Annotated in this window: 14 protein-coding genes; 2 read left to right on the top strand and 12 right to left on the bottom strand. The window is 62.1% G+C overall.

What is annotated here, in order from left to right; genetic code table 11:
* Window positions 1-252: 252 nt before the first annotated feature.
* The 11 genes from JO015_01880 to JO015_01830 form a co-directional block, all read right to left on the bottom strand.
* Window positions 253-954, bottom strand: coding sequence for a lactate utilization protein (locus tag JO015_01880; protein MBV9997839.1), 702 nt, complete (start codon window positions 952-954; stop codon window positions 253-255).
* Window positions 951-2,351, bottom strand: a complete 1,401-nt coding sequence (locus JO015_01875) for an iron-sulfur cluster-binding protein (GenBank protein MBV9997838.1) — start codon at window positions 2,349-2,351, stop codon at window positions 951-953. Before JO015_01875 ends, JO015_01880 begins: the two co-directional genes overlap by 4 nt.
* 72 nt (window positions 2,352-2,423) lie before the next feature.
* On the bottom strand, window positions 2,424-3,140 hold the full coding sequence (locus JO015_01870; GenBank protein MBV9997837.1) for a (Fe-S)-binding protein: 717 nt from the start codon (window positions 3,138-3,140) through the stop codon (window positions 2,424-2,426).
* Window positions 3,137-5,326, bottom strand: coding sequence for a bifunctional rhamnulose-1-phosphate aldolase/short-chain dehydrogenase (locus JO015_01865; protein MBV9997836.1), 2,190 nt, complete (start codon window positions 5,324-5,326; stop codon window positions 3,137-3,139). The genes JO015_01870 and JO015_01865 overlap by 4 nt, the downstream gene beginning before the upstream one ends.
* Complete coding sequence (locus JO015_01860) at window positions 5,323-6,804, bottom strand: rhamnulokinase (GenBank protein MBV9997835.1); 1,482 nt, start codon at window positions 6,802-6,804, stop codon at window positions 5,323-5,325. Before JO015_01860 ends, JO015_01865 begins: the two co-directional genes overlap by 4 nt.
* Before the next feature lie 144 nt (window positions 6,805-6,948).
* Window positions 6,949-7,263, bottom strand: coding sequence for an L-rhamnose mutarotase (gene rhaM / locus JO015_01855; GenBank protein ID MBV9997834.1), 315 nt, complete (start codon window positions 7,261-7,263; stop codon window positions 6,949-6,951).
* Window positions 7,260-8,729, bottom strand: a complete 1,470-nt coding sequence (locus tag JO015_01850) for an arabinose isomerase (protein ID MBV9997833.1) — start codon at window positions 8,727-8,729, stop codon at window positions 7,260-7,262. The genes rhaM and JO015_01850 overlap by 4 nt, the downstream gene beginning before the upstream one ends.
* Window positions 8,730-8,762: 33 nt before the next feature.
* A complete protein-coding gene (rhaS, locus tag JO015_01845) occupies window positions 8,763-9,773 on the bottom strand; it encodes a rhamnose ABC transporter substrate-binding protein (protein MBV9997832.1) in 1,011 nt (336 codons plus the stop codon).
* A gap of 75 nt (window positions 9,774-9,848) precedes the next feature.
* Window positions 9,849-10,907, bottom strand: a complete 1,059-nt coding sequence (locus JO015_01840) for an ABC transporter permease (protein MBV9997831.1) — start codon at window positions 10,905-10,907, stop codon at window positions 9,849-9,851.
* Window positions 10,904-11,923, bottom strand: a complete 1,020-nt coding sequence (locus JO015_01835; GenBank protein MBV9997830.1) for an ABC transporter permease — start codon at window positions 11,921-11,923, stop codon at window positions 10,904-10,906. The genes JO015_01840 and JO015_01835 overlap by 4 nt, the downstream gene beginning before the upstream one ends.
* Window positions 11,920-13,491: a sugar ABC transporter ATP-binding protein gene (locus JO015_01830; protein MBV9997829.1), complete on the bottom strand. Its 1,572-nt coding sequence runs from the start codon at window positions 13,489-13,491 to the stop codon at window positions 11,920-11,922. Before JO015_01830 ends, JO015_01835 begins: the two co-directional genes overlap by 4 nt.
* Window positions 13,492-13,776: 285 nt before the next feature.
* On the opposite strand from JO015_01830, the gene JO015_01825 reads away from it, so the two are divergent.
* Window positions 13,777-14,976: a sugar isomerase gene (locus tag JO015_01825; protein ID MBV9997828.1), complete on the top strand. Its 1,200-nt coding sequence runs from the start codon at window positions 13,777-13,779 to the stop codon at window positions 14,974-14,976.
* A gap of 374 nt (window positions 14,977-15,350) precedes the next feature.
* Entirely contained in the window at window positions 15,351-16,589 is a 1,239-nt protein-coding gene (locus JO015_01820) for an MFS transporter (GenBank protein ID MBV9997827.1), read from the top strand.
* Between the two features lie 22 nt (window positions 16,590-16,611).
* On the opposite strand, the gene JO015_01815 is transcribed toward JO015_01820, so the two are convergent.
* Window positions 16,612-18,057, bottom strand: a complete 1,446-nt coding sequence (locus JO015_01815) for an aspartate aminotransferase family protein (GenBank protein MBV9997826.1) — start codon at window positions 18,055-18,057, stop codon at window positions 16,612-16,614.
* Window positions 18,058-18,529 lie beyond the last annotated feature (472 nt).

Below are 18,529 nucleotides of genomic sequence, written 5' to 3'. Positions count from 1 at the left end.
GTGGTCGCCGTGTTCCGCCGTGTTCGCCGTGTGAACTCTGTCGCCGTGCCCGCCAAACCCGCTGTGCCCGCCGTGTGACCGCACTCCTAACCCCGAGCTCCGAGCTCCGAACTCCGAACTCCGAACTCCGAACCCTTTCCCCTTCTTTCCGCCGTGGTCGCCGTGGTCCGCCGTGTTCGCCGTGTGAACTCTTACGTCGTGCCCGCCAAGCCCGCTGTGCCCGCCGTGTGACCGAACTCCGAACTCCGCCACTCACCGTATGAGGATGACCGTCAGGTTCCGTGGGCCGTGAGCGCCGAGCACCAGGATCCGCTCGATGTCACCGGTCCGGCTCGGTCCGGTGATAAAGGTGGCGAAGCTGGGGTAACTATTTCCGTAGCGCGAATAGAGCAGGTCAAAGGCCGCCGGCAGGTCCGGCACGAGCTGATCGGCCTGCGCGATCACCACGTGGTGCGGGGGCAACACCGACAGGGCCCTCCCGCCCGCGCTGCGCGAGGTCAGCAGAATGGAGCCGGTCTGCGCCACCAGCGCGTCGCAAGCGGTGATGCCCACCGAACACCGTTCGAGCGATTTCGGCTCCGTAGGTTGTTCCGCGTATAGGGTTTCGATCCCGAGCGCGGGCACGATCCGGTCGAGCAACGGGTGATGGTGCGCGGCGGCCGCCGTCCAGTGGTGCGCATCGCGGAGGCTCGCCAGGGTCTCCGCGGCCTCCTTTGCCCCGGCCACCAATCGAAGGTCGGTCCGGAGCTGGGTACAATTCTTTTCGAACAGGGCGAGCCGGCCTTCGCCATCAGGGGGCACGGCCGGCAGCCAGGCCCGCGCTTGCGCTTGCACTTTGCCGGCAGGGACAGACCCCGCCGCCCCGGCATGCTTCCCGTCGTGCGCGCGGGGCGCAGGGATCCGCAAGGCTTCGCGAATCCGCCCCAGGATGTCTTCGCGCCGGTCCGAACTCATCGCGTCCGTGCCCTCCAGTAATCTCGAAAACTTTTCGGCGCGACCGGCGGCAGGTCGCGCGACACCACCCAGCCTTTCACCGGCGGCGGCAGGATTGAGCGGGCCGCGTTAGCCACCGGCATCAGCGGGCGGCTCAGCCGGGCCAAGCCGTTGAGCAACCCGGGGAAGCGGGTCAGGAAGGCGAAGGCACGAAACGCCAAACGCTCCGCCGGGTCCGGCTGCCGGCCGACGGCGTTGCGCCGGTTGTGCAACAGGTGATGGTGCAGGTCGATCTTTACCGGGCAGGTTTCGGTGCACGCGCCGCACAGCGAGGAGGCGTACGACAGGTGCTTCCATTCCATCAACCCGCGCAAGTGGGGCGTGATGACCGAGCCGATCGGGCCCTGGTAGGTCGTGCCGTACGTGTGGCCGCCCACGTTGCGGAAAATCGGGCAGACGTTCAGGCAGGCGCCGCAACGGATGCAGTGCAGGGCGTCCCGTTGCTCGGCATCGGCCAACAACTGCGTCCGGCGATTATCCAGCAGGATAAGGTGAAACTCTTCCGGCCCGTCAGGCTCATCCGGCTGCCGCGGCCCGCCGATGAGCGAATTGTAGCCCGTGAGCTGCTGGCCGGCCCCCGCGGTGGCCAACAACGGCAGGAACAGCGCCAGGTCAGATAATTTCGGGATCACCTTTTCGATGCCCATGAGGGCCACGTGCACTTTCGGCAACGCCGTCGTCAGGCGCGCGTTGCCTTCGTTCTCGGTGATGGAGATCATCCCGGTCTCGGCGACGCCGAAGTTTGCGCCGCTGATGCCCATATCGGCCTGCAGGTACTTCATGCGCAGCTCCCGCCGGGCGATCATGGTAAGCTCTTCGGGATTATCCGTCGGCGCCGAATGCAGCTTTTTCTGGAACAGGTCGCTGATCTCGTTGCGGGTCAGGTGCATGGCCGGGAAGACCAGGTGGTAAGGGGCTTCCTCCCGCAGTTGCACGATGTATTCGCCTAAATCAGATTCGACCACCTCGTACCCGGCCTGGCGCAGGCCCTCGTTGAGGTGAATTTCCTCCGAGGTCATGCTCTTCGACTTGATAATCGAGCGGGCCCCTTTTTCTTTGGCCAGCGCGATGACGTAATCGCGGGCCTCCCGGCCGTTGGCGGCCCAGAACACCTTGGTGCCGCGCCCCGCCAGCTTCTCCGCAAATTGGACCAGGTAAGCGTCCAGGTGATTGACTGCCTCCCACTTGATGGCGGACGCGCCCGACCGGGCCGCCTGCCAGTCCTGGTAGAGTGCCTTGCGTTCGTCGCGCGCCGTTTCATAACTTTTCAGGGCGGCGCGGATCTTTGCCCGGTGGCCCAGGTCGGCGGTCACCTCGGCTGAGCGGGCTTTGAACTTGGCGGCGAGGGCGGAAAGCATAGGTAAAAGCGGAAAAGCGTTACTTCAGCGTTCGAATCAGGCGTGGTCGTGGACGCGTAGCAGGCGGTTGATTCAGGTACTGGCCAGGACCTCGGCGAGGTGGATGGTTTTAAGCTTCTGCCCCTGGCGGCTCAACAGCCCTTGCAGGTGCATCAAACAACTGGAGTCGTTTGACACCAGGTATTCGGCGCCCGTGTCCAGCGCCGAAGCCGACTTGGTTTCGCCCATGGCCGTCGAGATCATCGGGAACTTCACCGCAAACGTGCCGCCGAACCCGCAACAGCTGGTCTGATCCTCCATCTCGACCAGCTTCAGGTCCTTTACGCGCTCCAGCAATTGGCGCGGCTGGTTCTTGATGTGCAGTTCCCGCAGGCCATGGCAACCGTCGTGGAAGGTGACCTTGGCCGGGAACCGGCTGCCGAGGTCGGTGATGCCGAGCTCATCAACCAGGAAGGAGGAAAACTCAAACGTCCGCCGGCTCAGCTCATGGGCGGCTTCCGCCAGGGGCGTGTTGCGAAACAGCTCCGGATAAAAGTTCTTGAGCATCGCCCCGCAGGACCCGGACGGCACCACGACCGGGTCCTGACCGCGCAAGGCCTCCACCACCCGCCGCGCGATCGTGCGGCTTTCCTCCCAATAACCCGCGTTGAACGCCGGCTGGCCGCAGCAGACGAGCGCCTCTTTGAAGTCGACCGTGTGGCCCAGTTTTTCAAAGATGCGCACCGCGCTGACTCCCACTCGGGGAAACAGCTGGTCGACAAAGCACGGGATGAACAGGGTGATTTTCACCGCAGGAAGGCTTCGTGCAGGCCCCCGTCGACGGTGATCACCTGCCCGGTGGTTTTGCTCAAGCGGTTCGTTAACAGCAGGTAGAACGCCTCGGCCTGGTCGGACGGGGTGATCGGCGAGCGCGTCAGGGTCCGGTCGGCGTAAAACTGCGCTAACTTTTGGGTCAGCGATTCGGTCGGCTCATCTTCAGAATACGAGATGTTGTACTTGGCCAGGGAAGCGATCACCCGGTCGCGCGGGAACATGGCGCTGCCCTGCACCACGGTGGCCGGAGCCACGGCATTCACCCGCACCAGCGGGGCCAGCTCGACCGCCAGTTCGCGGGTGAGGTGATTTGCGGCGGCTTTGGAGGTGTCGTAAGCCACGCTTCCCTTTTTGGCCACCACGGCGTTGGCGCTGGTGGTCAGCACCAGGCTGCCCCGCAGGCCTTGTTCTTTCCAGGTCCTGGCCGCTTCATCCGCCACCAGGTAGGACCCGGTGACGTTGATGGCAAAGGTCAACCCCCACTTCTCATCGGGGATGTGGCCCGTGGTGTCCGGGGCGACAAAGATGCCGGCCGTCACCGCGATCGAATCGAACCCCCCGTAGGCCAGGGCAGCTTCGTTCAACATGGCCCGCACGCTGGCCCGGTCGGTGATGTTGCCGCTCAAACCCACCGCCAAGCCGCAGTTGGATAGGCCCGTGCCGGCCACCCCGATGCCCAGCCCGTAGCGGTCGGTGATCTCTTTGGCGGTGGCCGCCGCGGCGTCCTTGTTCAAATCCACGCACACGACGTGCGCGCCGTCTTTGACGATACGGTGCGCGACCTCTTTGCCGATGCCCGAGCCGGCGCCGATGACGACGACGACCTGCCGGGCCAGTTCTTTTTCGGCCGGCATGCGCTGCAGCTTGGCTTCCTCCAGCAGCCAATACTCGATGTCGAAGGCTTCCTGCTGCGGCAGGGCGATGTACTCGTCGATGGCTTCCGCCCCGCGCATCACCTCCACGGCGCAATTGTAGAACTCGGCCGTGACCCGCGACTCGGATTTGTCTTTGCCCCAGGCGACCATGCCGAGGCCGGGGATCAGGATCACCGTCGGGTTCGGGTCACGCATGGCCGGGGAGTCGGGTCGTTTGCAACGGTTATAGTAATCGGCGTAATCCTGCCGGTACTTTTCCAGCCCGCTTTGCAGCCTGGCTTTCAGCGCGCCGAGGTCTTCGCCTTGCGGATTCCAATCGACGTAGAGCGGCTTGATCTTGGTGCGCAGGAAATGGTCCGGGCAACTGGTGCCGAGTTCCGCCAGGCGGGCGGCATCGTTCGAATTAACGAAGCGCCAGATGCGTTCGTCTTCCTGGAGGGTGCCGATGAAGCGCCTTTGCTGGCTGACCTGGCCGCGCAGCCATGGCAGGATTGCCGCCCAGATTCCGTGCCGGCGGGCCTCCTCAAGGGTCTGGTATTTCCGGCCGCCGAAGGCTTTGGCGTCCCCACCCTTTTCGGCGTACCTGGCCTCGATGTAATCGGCGGCCTTTTCGATGAGCGTCAACGTCAGTTCGTAACATTCCTTGTCGTCGTTGGCCCAGTTGATCAGACCGTGCTGGCCCAGGATCACGCCCTTGGCGCCGGGATGCTCGCTGCAGATGCGCTGCAAGGCCAGGCCAAGCTCGAAGCCGGGCCGCAGCCACGGCGTCCAGATCACCTCGTCGCCATAAATCTCTTTGGTCAACCGCTCCGAATTTTTGGCCGCCGCGATCGCGATGGCCGCGTTGGGGTGCATATGGTCGACCTGCTTGAAAGGGATGAACGCATGCAGCGGCGTGTCGATCGATGGAGCCCGCGGATTCAGGTTAAACGTCGCGTGCGCGTACATCGCGACCATTTTGTCTTCGGCGGGCGTCTTGGGCCCTTTCTCCGGCTCGGTCGCGTACAGCTTCTGCAGTTCGAGCAACCTGGCCTGGTACAACGATGAAAAGTTCTCGCGCTTGCTGGTGCGCAGGTCGCCCCCGGACCCTTTTACCCAAAGCACTTCGACCTTTTCGCCGGTGAGCGGGTCCTGCTCGAGGATTTTGGCCGAGGTGTTGCCGCCGCCGGTGTTGGTGATGCGCTGGTCAGAGCCCAGCAGGTTGGAGCGGTAGATAAGCCGGCCCACCGGGTCCAGCTTTGAAGCGGCCGCGTCGTCCCACAAGTGATTTACGTGTCGGTAGTTCATGTCGCGAGGGTCTTTCCCAGGAACCGTTGGTAGGCAGCCTGCCAGCTCTCAGCCTCGAGCGGCTCGACGGTTTGCAGGCTAAACGAATTGCGCACGATTTGACGGAGGGCAGCCAACGAGTCGAGATGCCCGAGAGCGAGCGCCTGGAGCAGCACGTTACCGATGGCGGTTGCTTCCGCCGGTCCGGCGATAACCCGGTGCTGGGTGGCGCTGGCGGCAAACTGGTTTAACAACGCGTTCTGGCTGCCGCCGCCGACGATGTGCAACCGCCGGACCGTGCGCCCGGTCAGTTGTTCCATTTCCTCCAGCGTGACGCGGTAAAGCAGCGCAAGGCTTTCCAGGATGCAACGCACGAACTGCCCCGGCGTTTCAGGCGCCGGTTGGCCGGTTTCACGGCAGTAAGCCACGATCTTTTGGGGCATGTCACCCGGCTTGAGAAACCGCACGGCGCGCGGGTTGATCAGCGAGCGGAACGGCTCCGCCTCCTGTGCTTCGCGCGTCAACGCGCCGTAATCGAGTTCGCGGCCCTGGCGTGCCCACTCCCGCCGCGATTCCTGCACGACCCACAACCCGACAATGTTCTTCAAAAAGCGCGTCGTGCCGCCGTAGCCGGCCTCGTTGGTGAAATTGCGTTCGCGGATCTTCTCGCTGATGAGCGGCTGCGGCAGTTCCACCCCCAGCAGCGACCAGGTGCCTGAAGAGAGGTAAGCCCAATCGTCCCCTTCCCCGGCCGGGACCGCCGCCACTGCGGCTCCGGTGTCGTGGGAACAGGTGGCCACTACCTGCAGTTCATCCAAGCCGGTTTCGGCCGCCACTTCCGGCAACAACGGGCCCAGGACCGTGCCCGGCGCGACAATCCGCGGAAAGATTTTGCGCGGGAACCCGCACCGCTCGATCAGGATATCGGACCAGGCGCGGGTGCGCGGGTTATAGAGTTGGGTGGTGCTGGCAAGGCTCTCGTCCACGCACGGCACGCCGGAAAAGAGGTAATTGAAATAGTCGCCGATGGTCAGAAAACAATCCGCCGCCTCGAGAAGCGCCCGGCTCTTTTCCACGTCGGAAGCCAGGTGGTAGATCGTGTTGATGGGCATGAACTGGATGCCCGTCTCGGCAAAGATCAGTTCGGGACCGACCTGCGCGCGCACCGCATCGTACGTGCTCTCGGTGCGCGCATCGCGGTAGTGGAACGGCGGCGCCAGCATCGGGTGGACGGCGTTGATCAACACGTAATCCACCCCCCAGGAATCCACGCTGAGGCTGGCCACCGGCACCTTGCGTTGGGCAACCTTGCGCACCCCGGCTTTGAGTTCATCGAAAAGGCGCAGCACATCCCAGCGCAGCGATCCCGACACGCGAACGGCGGCGCTGGGAAAACGGTGCATCTCCTCCAGCGTCAACCGGCCGTCCTCAAGCCGGCCGAGCATCACGCGGCCGCTTTCGGCCCCGAGGTCGCATGCGATATAGTAGGTCGGGTTCATGAACCAGGGCTCGAATGTGAGGAATGCTTTCTCAGGGTAAACGCTGGACTGCACCCTGTTTCAGGTTCGTTGAGCCTGCCCTTTCGGGCCGTAAGGCGGTCCCCAGGCTAGTGCAGTGTGTCGTTTTGCTTCGCACCAGGCGCTTCATTCCAGGTGAAACAGTTCCCGAAGTTCAATCGCACGCGGTGAATTATCCGCGTTCACCTCCATCAAACTTGCCATGGAGTCCCACCAGCGACGGCAGACCGGTGTTTCCGCAATCGCGTTCCAGCGGTCTTCGTCCTCGATTTCGGCGTAGGCAAAAAGCTGCCTGGTATCAGGGTGCAGGGCGATCGAATAGTTATGCACGCCGTGCGAGCGAAGGACTTCCTCCAGCTCCTTCCAGATCGGGTTGTGCCGCCGCCGGTATTCCTCTTCCGCGTCCGGGTGCAACTGCATCACAAAACATTTCCGGATCATGGCGTCAGTCGTTCCTCCGCCCGGCAGACTTGGACGAACTCCATGTTGAGCAAGGCAGCCAGTTTGCGCAGTTTACCCGTGAGATGGCCCACTCCGATCGCGCAATGGTGAGCTGGACCTTGGGCATTCCAGTCCTGAATAAAACGCCGCGCCCCGATCCCGAACCGGTAACGGCTGTTGGTGTTGCCGATCTCCAGGATCGGCCCGGGCACCGACTCACCTTCCGCCGCCAACAGCTTCAAACCTCCACCGCGGCTTTCCACCAAGGATAGCAGGGTGACCGGCCCGTGCCTGACCGACATCTCCACCGACAGTCCCCGGCCCACTTTGCCGTGGTAAACCTTCAACGGGCGCACCTTGGTTTTACCCTCCGCGATGGCGAGATGGCCCGGCCCGTCGTGCCCCATCAAGACGACGTCGTCATTGAAGTCCACGGCGTAGTATTCCGTGAAGGAGCCGCCCGCGCCGAAGCAGTCCATGATCTTCATGGCTTGCACGTTTTTGACTTCCATTTCTCCTGCTGCAGGAATGCCGCGGGCCGTCAGCAACGAGTTACCCAGGATGATCGAGCTGATGGCGTCCTCGTTTTCCGCGTTACCCGTGCCCAGGTAGTAATACGCCAGCGAGCCGAGCCGGTGAATTTCCACTAACCGGTCCAGGGCCACTGAGGTGCGCGCAGCGCGCGCCAACTCCTCCTGAGGGCAATCGGGCTGCACGTCGAAGACCTCCTGGAAATACGCGACGCGCCCGGCGACATCGTCCGCGGTCACCTCCCGCCGCAAGGCAGCCAACTCATCGACTTCCACGATTTCTATGTGGCCGCCGAACGAGGCGCACTGCTGCGTCAGGTCGGAGTAGATGTCGAGCATCCCGTTGTAGTAATGGCCCATGACGCCCAAACGGTTGTGCTCCATGGCGTGCGCCACGCGCGCCGCCTCGATCCATTCGTCGACCTCATCCCAGCACTGCGGGTCATCGCCCAGCATGCCGGTGATCTGGTGGAACCTGATACCCGAACGGCTGAACACGTTGGCGATTTCCGGCACCGGGCACGCGGCGCAATACGCCAGCCATTCGCCCGTCATCGCCGTGCGATCGCCCATCCGGTTAAAGCGTTGATAGTCGATCGCGGCTTCCGGCTGCAGGTTCAGGATCACGACCGGTACCTTGGCCCGCCGCACCACGGGCAGCACCGTCGAGGAAAGCGCGTAAGTAGTGACGTGCAGGAAGATTATATCCACGTCGGCCTGGCGGAAGCGATGCCCGGCAGCCTGGGCCTTTTCGGGCGTGTCGATCAGGCCGAGGTTCACCACTTCCATTCCCGGCCGCTGCAGCTTTGCCGCTACCCGTTCGACGTACCCGATAAGCCGTTGCTCCAGACCTGCAAATTGCGGCCAGTACGTCTCCAGACCGATGCCGAAAAGGCCAACGCGGAGGCCGTCTGCAGGATTCCAGGAGGGATGCATAAGCGGAGGGGTTCCGTCACCCGGCGGCCCGGTTTAAAAATCAAACTGGTCGACATTTTCGGCGGTGAACACCGTGAGCGGTCCCAGGATCACCACGCCGTCTTTGCCGATCGTGCGGGACCCAAGTTTTCCGGCCGTAAAGCTTTCCCCTTCTTTACCCTGGATATTGCCCGAAGCCAATTGGGCAAGGGCGTAGGCAGCCAGGTAGCCGAGGTCGGATGGGTTCCAGAGGGCGAATTCTTTCACCGTGCCGTCCTTCACAAACTGGCGCATCTGATTCGGGGTGCCGAGACCGACGAGGGCAACTTTGCCCTTGTAAGGGCTGGTGGAAAGGTAACGCGCAGCGGCCGCAACGCCGACGGTCGTCGGGCTGATGATTCCCCTTAGGTTAGGGTACGCCTGGAGCAAGCCCTGGGTTTCGGTGAAGGACTTCTGGTCGTCATCATTACCATACGCAGTTTTCACCAGCTTCATGTCCTTGTACTCGGGCTTTTTGAGTTCTTCCTCCATGTACTTGATCCACGTGTTCTGGTTGGTTGCGTTGGGCGTAGCGGACAGGATCGCGATGTCGCCTTTATATTCGATTTCTTTGGCCAGGATTTGAACTTCTCCCTGCCCGATGCCTTCCGCCGACGCTTGATTGATGAACAGCGTCCGGCCATCCGGGGCGGTGTCGGAGTCCATCGTCACGACCTGGATTTTCTGGTCCCTGGCCCGTTTGAGGTAGGGAATCAGCGCGTTCGGATCATTCGCGGCGAGTGCAATTCCGTTCTGCCGCTGGGTGATCAACGTGTTGATATAAGAAACCTGGGACGAAGCGGACGCGTCCGACGGGCCGACCACCTTGCCTTGGGCGCCGATCTCCTTGCAGGCGTCCATCGAGCCCTTTGTCTCGATAACGTTGTACGGGTTGTTGATGTTCTTCGGGACAAACGCCAGCTTCAAATCTTTCTTGATCGGTTTGTCCTGACTGCGGCCTGCCGTTACGAGGCAGGTCAAGGAAAACGCAATCGCCAGGGTCTTAACAAGGGAGCTTTTGTTCATAGGGAGGTCTTTGTTCTGAGGGGAACTGTATGGACTGGAGGTTCGGCGGGAGACAGGCAAACGGTTCGTTACCATTCATTTGGTCATCGACGCGGCGCCGAGCCGGGATATCTCCCGCTGGCGCTGCATCAGCCACCAGCGTTCGCGGGTGGAGGCAATCACGTTGGGCAGCAGAACGCTGATAATCAGCAACGACCCGGTCACAATCCTTAGGATTTCGTTCGCCACGTCGGCCAGGGTTAAAACGTTGTTGATGATGCCGATCAGCAGGAGCGAGAGAACCACCCCGGTGATCGTGCCCTTTCCGCCCTGGACCGTGACGCCGCCCAGGAAGACGGCCGCAATCGCGCTGAGTTCAAAGCCGGTTCCGTTGTCGGCGCGTGAGCTGGAGAACCGGAACGTGTAAACGATTCCGGCCAGCGCGCTGATAACCCCGGAAGTGATGAATAAGAGCATCTTCAACCGGGCAAGCCTGACTCCCGAAAAAAGCGCGGCCGTCTGGTTGCCCCCGACCGCATACAGGCTCCGGCCGGTCGTGGAATGATGAAGCACCACCCAGAAGATGATCGTGAGGACAATAAAAATCCCGAACGGTGCCGGGATGAACGTGCCGGGAATGACGCCGATCCCGAACGCGGTGTACTCGGGCGGAAAATCGGCAACCGCCCTGTCTCCCAGGAGGATGTACGCAAACCCTCGGAACAACGCCAGCGTCCCGATGGTAACGGCAAGCGAAGGCAACCGGAACCGTACGATCAGAAAGCCGTTCAGCGCCCCACAAAGGGCACCCGCCAGCAGGCAAATGATAAGAGCGAACACCATCGGGACCTTCGCGTCCCAGAGCAAGCCGAGAAGGGAACTGGAAAGCCCGAGGGTCGACGCGACCGACAGGTCAATCTCGTTGGTGATGACGATGAGGCTCAACGGGAGCGCCATCAAGGCGATCTCCACGAAGTTGGCCAGAAGGTTCGTCCAATTGGCGGCAGAAAGGAAATCCTGGTTGAGAAAGCTTCCGCCCACGATAGCGACCACGAGCAGGACGGCCAGCATCGCCTCCCAACCAACCTTCCGGGCAAGCCGGCGCGTGCTCGGCTGGGTTTCGGTGGTGGCGGCCGTCGTTTTACTCTGGCTCATACATGACTCCATTTAACCCTGGAGCGCAAAGCGTGGCGGTACGCCAGGTAAGCGTCCACTGCGATGGCAAGGAGAAGCATCGCGCCCTGGAACGCCTGCTGCCAAAACGAAGGTACCCGCAGAAAGACCAGGGTACTGTTAAACACGCTCAGGAGCAGGGCGCCTAACACCGCGCCGGCGACCGTCCCCACCCCGCCCGTGATCGCGACGCCTCCTACCACCGTCGATGTGATAACGGTCAACTCGATCCCCTCACCCGCCGTCGCATCGACTGTCCCGAACCGTGCCAGCCAGAGTGCGCCCGCCAAGCCGGCAATGGCGCCGGAAATGATGAACCCGATCGCAACCCGGCGGGTTACGTCGATGCCGGCCAGGACGGCGGCAGCGGGATTGCTCCCGATGGCATAATACTCGCGCCCGGCCCGGTATTGCCGTAAGGCGATCGAAAAAACAACCAGCAGAATCAGCACGATCCACGTCAGGTACGGGATGCCTAAGAAAGTCGAGGTGCCGATGGCCAGGAAGGAACCGGGAACGTTCACCGCATTGACCTGTCGCCCGTGAACCCAGGCGTAGTCGGCGCCTCGAAAGATGTAGAGGGTTCCCAAGGTGGTGATCAATGCGGGAATCTTACCCCAGGCAATCAAGGCGGCGTTGACTGCGCCGAGAAGGAGGCCCGTCAGGATCGCCAGCAAAATCACCAGGGGGCTTGGGATCCCCGGATGATTCACAAAAAGGGTTCCGGAGAGGAAGGCCGTGATCCCAACAATCGAACTGATCGACAGGTCAATCTGACGCATCAGGATGATCACCGTCTGGCCGAGCACCAGCAGGGCGATGATCGAGACGTTCAACATCAGGTCCTTGAGATTTTGCGCGTTCAAGAACCGCGGGTTCAGGGCCGTCGTCACCACGGTCAGCACCGCGATCAACACAACCAGGCTGGTCTCGCGGCTACGCACCAGGACATTTAAGAGGCTTGGCCGGCTGGAAGTGTTCCTGGCTTCCTTTGTCATGGCGGCCCGTTGGGAGTGGCTTCGGCTTTCCTGTCGTGTTGTCCATTTAAAGCCGCTTTGGCTTTCGTATCATGAAGCGACCCCGTCTGGCCCGTGGCGGCAAACATGATCGTCTCTTCGGCCGCTTCGGCGCGGGACAGTTCCGCGGTGAGTTTGCCTTCGTGCATCACCAGCACGCGATCGGCCATCCCGATCACTTCAGGCAAATCGCTGGAGATCATGATAATCGCCATCCCTTCCTTGGCGAGTTGGCTCAGGGTCCGGTGAACCTCCGACTTGGCGCCCACGTCGACGCCGCGGGTCGGTTCATCGACAATGAGCAACTTCGGTTTGGTAGCCAGCCATTTGGCCAGAACCACCTTTTGCTGGTTGCCGCCTGACAAAATATTAGCCGGTTCCTCGATGTGCCCTTTGAGCCGCATGCGCTGGGTCCACTGCGCGGAGATCGCCCGCTCTTTAGCCCGTGAGACCAGGCCGAAGCGTTGCACCTGGCCCAGGACGGTCAGGGTGGCGTTGCGCATCACCGTCATGTCCATCACCAACCCCTGTTGCTGGCGGTCTTCAGGCACCAGGCCGATCCCGGCCGCCATCGCCTCCTGCGGGCTGTGGTTGCGTAAGGTGATCCCGTCCACCGACACGTCCCCGGCGTCCAGGGGATCGATCCCAAAGATCGCGCGGGCGACCTCGCTTCGGCCTGCGCCCACCAACCCGGCCAGCCCGACGATCTCGCCCTGGCGCACCTCGAAGCTGATGTCCTTAAACACGCCGGCCCGGCGCAGGCCGGCTACACGCAGCACGGTTTTACCCGGTTCGACCTTCTCTTTCGGGTAAAGCGCGTCCAGGGAGCGCCCTACCATCTTGCGGATCACCTCCTCGGTGGTCCATTCCTGGATTGGTCCCGACCCAACCACCCGTCCGTCGCGCATCACGGTGATGCGCTGGGAAATGGCGAAAACTTCCTCCAACCGGTGGGAAACAAACATCAGCGCCACCCCTTTGCCGCGCAGGCGTTCCACCACCTGGAACAGGCGCTTTACCTCCTCGAGCGAAAGGGCGGCGGTCGGTTCGTCCATGATCAGCACCTTGGCCTCGAACGTCAGCGCCTTGATGATCTCGACGATCTGCTGGTCGGCGATGCTCAACCCCAGCACCGGGTCCTCAGGCCGCAGCGAAACGCCTAACTGCTTGAGGTGTTCGGCCACCGCCCGGTTCATCGCGGCGTAATCAATCCAGCCGTAACGCGTCGTCGGCTGCCGGTGCATGAAGACGTTTTCGGCGATGGACAGGTCGCGAAACAGCGTCGGCTCCTGATAAATGACGGACACCCCGGCGTGCTGCGCCTGCGCCGTCGACCGGAAGAGCACCTGCTGGCCGTTGATGCGAACCGCGCCCCGGTCGGGCAGGTACAGCCCGGCCATGATTTTGACCAGGGTGCTTTTGCCTGCGCCGTTCTCACCCATCAGGGAATGCACTTCGCCGGGGTACAGGGGCAGGCTGACGCCTTCGAGCACCCGGGTGCTGCCGAATGATTTGTAGATGTCGACCAGTTCGATGACAGGTGCGCTCATCGCCGAAGATAAAAAAAATGATTTGGGTTGGATGCGCCGTGCTCAGGGGTCAGGTAATCGCGCCACCTCCGGTGCGCAGCCGGGATGACCACAGGAAGCGAACATTGGGCCGGGGGTTGGGCATGAGGTGACGGGAAACCTGCGCGTGCCTTGCAAGCGCAGGAACCTGATGAGGACGATGGCCCCGGTTTTCCATATGTCTAGACAAAAATTAAAAATGATGTGTAGACATGGTGAGGTTCCGTGTCGACCGTTCCGGGTCGTCAACCGTTTTCTCCCCCGTTTATGAGCGAACTTGATACCCAGAAAATTCAGGCCGCACTCGATCACTTCCGCATCGAGACCCCCAGCTGGGGCTTTGCCGATACCGGCACCCGTTTCGGCAAATTTCTGCAGGATGCCGCCGCCATCGACGTCAACGATAAACTGGCCGACGCCGGCCAGGTCAACGCCTTCACGGGTATTTGTCCTTCGGTGGCGCTGCACGTGCTCTGGGATTTCCGTCCGGGCCAGGATCCTGCGGAAGTCGTGCAGCTTGCCCAGAAGTACGGGGTCCGCATCGGGGCGATCAACCCGAACCTGTTCCAGGACCAGATCTATAAGTACGGTTCGCTGTGCAACCGCGACGACGAGATTCGCGCCACGGCGGTGAAGCATTTGCTCGACAGCGCCGCATTGGCCAAACAGACCGGCAGCCAAATCGTCTTTATCTGGCTGGCGGACGGATCCAACTACCCGGGCCAGGCCAATATCCGGTGGCGCAAGCACGCGCTGGTCGAAACGCTCCGGCCGCTGCACGAGGCGTTAGGCCCCGACCAGCTGATGCTGCTGGAATACAAACCCTTTGAGCCGGCCTTCTACCACACCGATCTCGCAGACTGGGGCATGTCTTACCTTATCGCCAAGGAGGTAGGACCCAAGGCGCGGGTGGCAGTCGACAGCGGCCACCATTACCTGTCGCAGAACATCGAGCAGATCGTGGCGTGGCTGCTGGATACCGGGATGCTGGGCGGCTTCCATTTCAATGACCGCAAATACGCGGATGACGACCTCACGTTCGGCTCCATTGATCCCTACCAGGCGTTCCGGATCTTTCACGAGATTCACTTCTACGGCTGGGAAACGAAGCAGGAAGTGCAAGTCCCGTACATGATCGACCAGTCGCACATCGATAAGCCGAAGATCGAGGCTATGATTCAAACGGCGGTCACCGCGCAGGAATTGTTCGCCAAGGCCGCCGCGGTGGACCATGAGAAACTGGCGCGGCACCAGGCACGCAACGAGCAGGTTGATGCGGAAGAATGCCTGCGGGAGGCCTTTTATGCCGACGTGCGGCCGATTATCCGCGAATGGCGCCGGCAACACAATCTGCCCTTGGACCCGCTCGCGGCCTTTCGCGAGAGCGGCTACGAGGCGCGCGTCGCCGCGGAACGCAAAGCCCGCCGCGCTGAACTGGGCATTACGGCGTCCGGCTCGTACGCGTGACGAGGCATGCCACGAATGCTGCAAGCGGGAAAAGGCCGCAAACCAGAACTCCACGGTTTGTGGCTCGCCTGACGCTTGCCGGCTTCCGGCAATAAAAAAAATTTATTTGCATGGCGTCCGCCCGGCCCGTGGCTGCGGGGCGGTGGCGGGTTGCCTTGGCCCCTGCCGCACAGGCTCCTACTGAGTTGCAAAGGCTCCATTCGGCTTTAAAATAATTCTCTTTCCGCAGGAACCCGCCGCGCCTGAGGGCCTTAGAATCAAGCGTAAGTGTTCGGCGGATGCGCGCGGGCGGAAGGTTTTTCGCGAAATGGAAAAACGGCCATCCTTCCTCGGCCGGATCATGTTGCATGAGTGACTCGAGCGTTAAACCCGAAATGAAATCATGCCCCCGCCCTTCCGAGGTCCAGCCGGCCGGGACGCCGGGCAAGACCGTGCCGGGAGAAAATGCCGAGCCTTCCGGGTTGATCGTGCTGCTCCTGGCGTTCACCGCCGCAGCCGTCGTCGCGAACCTTTATTACAACCAACCTTTGCTGACCGCGATCGCAAGCACGTTTCGAGTCGGTGCGGCGCAGGCGGCCTGGGTCACGACCGCAACGCAGTTGGGCTACGCCGCGGGGTTGCTCTTCATCCTGCCCTGGGGGGACGCCATCGACCGGCGACTCCTCATCGTGGTCACGACGCTAAGCTCCGCCGCGGCGCTGCTGTGCGTCACGCTGGTCCACTCGTTCATACCGTTGCTCCTGGCCAGTTTTTGCCTGGGGACGATCTCGATCACGCCGCAATTGGCGGTGCCGTATGCCGCGACGCTCGCGCCTGCCGACCGGCGTGGTCGAATCGTCGGCAAGGTGATGGGCGGGTTACTGATCGGGATCCTCTTGTCCCGCACGCTAAGCGGGTTTATCGGGGCCCATGCTTCCTGGCAGACGGTCTATCGGCTGGCCGCCGCCCTGATGCTCGCGCTCGGAGCCGTTCTCTGGCTGGCCTTGCCGAGCCAGCACACCCGCCAGCCGCTGGGGTACCTTAAGCTGCTTTCTTCACTGCCGCGGCTCTACGCGCACCACCGCGTTCTGCGCCGGCATTCGTTCCTCGGCGCGGCCGGCTTTGGGGCGTTTAGCATGTTCTGGACTACCGTCGCCTTCTACCTGCATGCCCAGCCGCAACGTTACGGCAGCGATGTGGTCGGCCTGTTCGGGCTCCTCGGCCTGGCTGGGGCGCTGGCGGCCCAGGTGGCCGGCCGCTGGGCCGAACGCCGCCCGGCCCGAACGGTCAACACGTTTTTCCTTGTCCTGATCGTCGTGGCGTTCCTGCTCATGGCCGTGCCCGCAGCGGCCTCGGGACTGCTGGTGACACTGGCGCTGGGAGTGATCCTGATGGACGCGGGCGTGCAGGGCAGCCACATCGCCAACCAAACCCGCATTTACGCGTTGCCGACCGAACTGCACAGCCGCCTGAACTCGGTTTACATGGTGCTCTCCTTCATCGGCGGCGCGGCCGGATCGCAGGTTGCCGCCTTCGCCTGGACCCGATTCGGCTGGCCCGGTGTCTGCGCCGCCTGCGTCCTGCTGGCCGGCGCCGCCCTGGCCGCCTTATGGACCGGCAATCCGCAGGATTAAACGAATGTTACCACGACGGGCGTCAGGTCGCCGGTGCCGGCACCGTGTCCGGCGGCGGCGCCGCCGCCGTGCCCGCGATCTGGCTGGCGCGAGCTTTTTTTGCCTTACGAGCCGTGTTTAACGCCAGCTCCAGCATCGGCCCGGGAAAGCGCCGGCAGCCGCCCAGGGTATCGTCAAAGGCTCGCAGGAAATAATCGACCTCTTTCTCGCCGATCATCAGGGGCGGCAGAATTTTGATCACGTCCATGTTGTGCCCGGCAACCTGGGTCAACACACGGTGCTTGCTCAACAGCGGCACGATGACCAGCTGCGGGAACAGGGACTTGTCGATCTTATGAAGGAAGCGCCAGGCCATTTTCATTCCAAGTTCCGGCGGCTCATGGAATTCAATCGCGATCATCAGGCCCTTGCCCCGCACGTCTTTGATAAAGCTGTACTTCTCCTTCAAGGCGTTCAAACGCTCAAGTAGCGCCGAGCCTTGCCGGGCGGCATTTTGCACGAGGTCTTCATCTTCCAGGACGGAGAGAGAGGCCAGACCACACGCCATCGCAAGGTTGTTGCGGCCGAAAGTGCTCGAATGAACCACGCACCGGTCCAACCGGTTAAAAACTTTTTGGAAGATGGCGCGGCGGGTGATAATGGCGCCGCAGGGCACGTAACCTCCGCTTAAGCTCTTGGCCACGGTGACAATGTCCGGCTCCAGGTTCCAATGCTCAAACCCCCACAGCTTACCGGTCCGGCCCAAACCGGTTTGCACCTCGTCCGCAATGACCAGGGTGCCGTACTTGCGGCAGAGCGCCTGGGCCGATACGTAAAAGTCGTCGTGCGGGTATTTGACGCCTTTGCCTTGTACCGGTTCGAACAGAAAAGCCGCCACGTCCTCACGCCGCAACACTTTTTCCAGACCGTCCAGATCCCCCAGCCGAATCCGGCTGACGTGGGGCAGGAGCGGCCCGAAGCCTTCCTGGAAACTCACGCTGCCCGTCACGGAAAGTGAACCGTAGCTCAGACCATGGTAACTGCCATGAAGGCTGACGATCTTCGGGCGCCCGGTGGCGGCACGGGCAAATTTCAAAGCCCCTTCGTTGGCTTCCGTGCCGGAGTTGCAGAAGAAAACCGCTTCCAGGTGGTCCGGGGTTTTTTTGACGAGCGCCTCCGCCAGAAGCCCGCTCAACAGCGAACAGTCCAACTGGACCATGTTGGGCAGGTCAAGGTCCAGAACGTCACGGATTGCTTCCTTAATGGCCGGATGGTTCCGCCCAGCATTGAATACGCTGTAGCCACTCAGGAAATCCAGGTAAGCGTTTCCAGTCTGGTCATAAAGGTAGGCGCCTTCCGCACGCACGTAGATTTTGTCGAATCCGGTGATGCGAAGCACTTCCACGAGGGTCGGGTTCAGGTGGTGCTGGTGAAGGCTGTAGTTTTCACCCTGACGGGCGGCTACGAGCTGTTTAAGGTCGATTGGCATAAACTTCAGACTTGAACGCCCGACGGACAGACACGGACGAACAGGATTGTGTGATGATGCACCGCCGCCGTCAACTGCCGTCACACGGTCACACGGTCACACGGCGACCACGGCGGGCTTGGCGGGCACAACGACTGAGTTCACACGGCGACCACGGCGAGCCACGGCGACCACGGCGGGAAGAAGGGGAAAGGGTTCGGCGTTCGGAGGCGTCGTAGAACCGGGTCTGATCTCCCCCTGAGGTGCACGCTCACACCGCGAGAAGACGGAATCATCCGCAGAACACGCAGAGAACGCAGAAAAAGATCCACGAAACCGGAGCTTGACACCGGCAGCTCGCCCCCATGATGCCGCTCCGAACTCCGAACTCCGAACTCCGAACTCCGAACTCCGAACTCCGAACTCCGAACTCCGAACTCCGAACTCCGAACTCCGAACTCCGAACTCCGAACTCCGAACTCCGAACTCCGAA

The sequence above is a fragment of the Verrucomicrobiota bacterium genome (assembly GCA_019247695.1).
GTDB lineage: Bacteria > Verrucomicrobiota > Verrucomicrobiia > Chthoniobacterales > JAFAMB01 > JAFBAP01.
The sequence above is the reverse complement of the archived record's forward strand: the minus strand, read 5'-3'. Positions and strand labels throughout refer to the sequence as shown.

Bases quoted from the DNA above. Each gene is read 5' to 3' on its own strand.
- JO015_01860 (MBV9997835.1), bottom strand. From the start codon at position 6,804: ATGAACCCGACCTACTATATCGCATGCGACCTCGGGGCCGAAAGCGGC.
- JO015_01830 (MBV9997829.1), bottom strand. From the start codon at position 13,491: ATGAGCGCACCTGTCATCGAACTGGTCGACATCTACAAATCATTCGGC.
- rhaM (MBV9997834.1), bottom strand. From the start codon at position 7,263: ATGATCCGGAAATGTTTTGTGATGCAGTTGCACCCGGACGCGGAAGAG.
- rhaS (MBV9997832.1), bottom strand. From the start codon at position 9,773: ATGAACAAAAGCTCCCTTGTTAAGACCCTGGCGATTGCGTTTTCCTTG.
- JO015_01850 (MBV9997833.1), bottom strand. From the start codon at position 8,729: ATGCATCCCTCCTGGAATCCTGCAGACGGCCTCCGCGTTGGCCTTTTC.
- JO015_01880 (MBV9997839.1), bottom strand. From the start codon at position 954: ATGAGTTCGGACCGGCGCGAAGACATCCTGGGGCGGATTCGCGAAGCC.
- JO015_01865 (MBV9997836.1), bottom strand. From the start codon at position 5,326: ATGAACTACCGACACGTAAATCACTTGTGGGACGACGCGGCCGCTTCA.
- JO015_01875 (MBV9997838.1), bottom strand. From the start codon at position 2,351: ATGCTTTCCGCCCTCGCCGCCAAGTTCAAAGCCCGCTCAGCCGAGGTG.
- JO015_01820 (MBV9997827.1), top strand. From the start codon at position 15,351: ATGAAATCATGCCCCCGCCCTTCCGAGGTCCAGCCGGCCGGGACGCCG.
- JO015_01815 (MBV9997826.1), bottom strand. From the start codon at position 18,057: ATGCCAATCGACCTTAAACAGCTCGTAGCCGCCCGTCAGGGTGAAAAC.
- JO015_01840 (MBV9997831.1), bottom strand. From the start codon at position 10,907: ATGAGCCAGAGTAAAACGACGGCCGCCACCACCGAAACCCAGCCGAGC.
- JO015_01825 (MBV9997828.1), top strand. From the start codon at position 13,777: ATGAGCGAACTTGATACCCAGAAAATTCAGGCCGCACTCGATCACTTC.
- JO015_01835 (MBV9997830.1), bottom strand. From the start codon at position 11,923: ATGACAAAGGAAGCCAGGAACACTTCCAGCCGGCCAAGCCTCTTAAAT.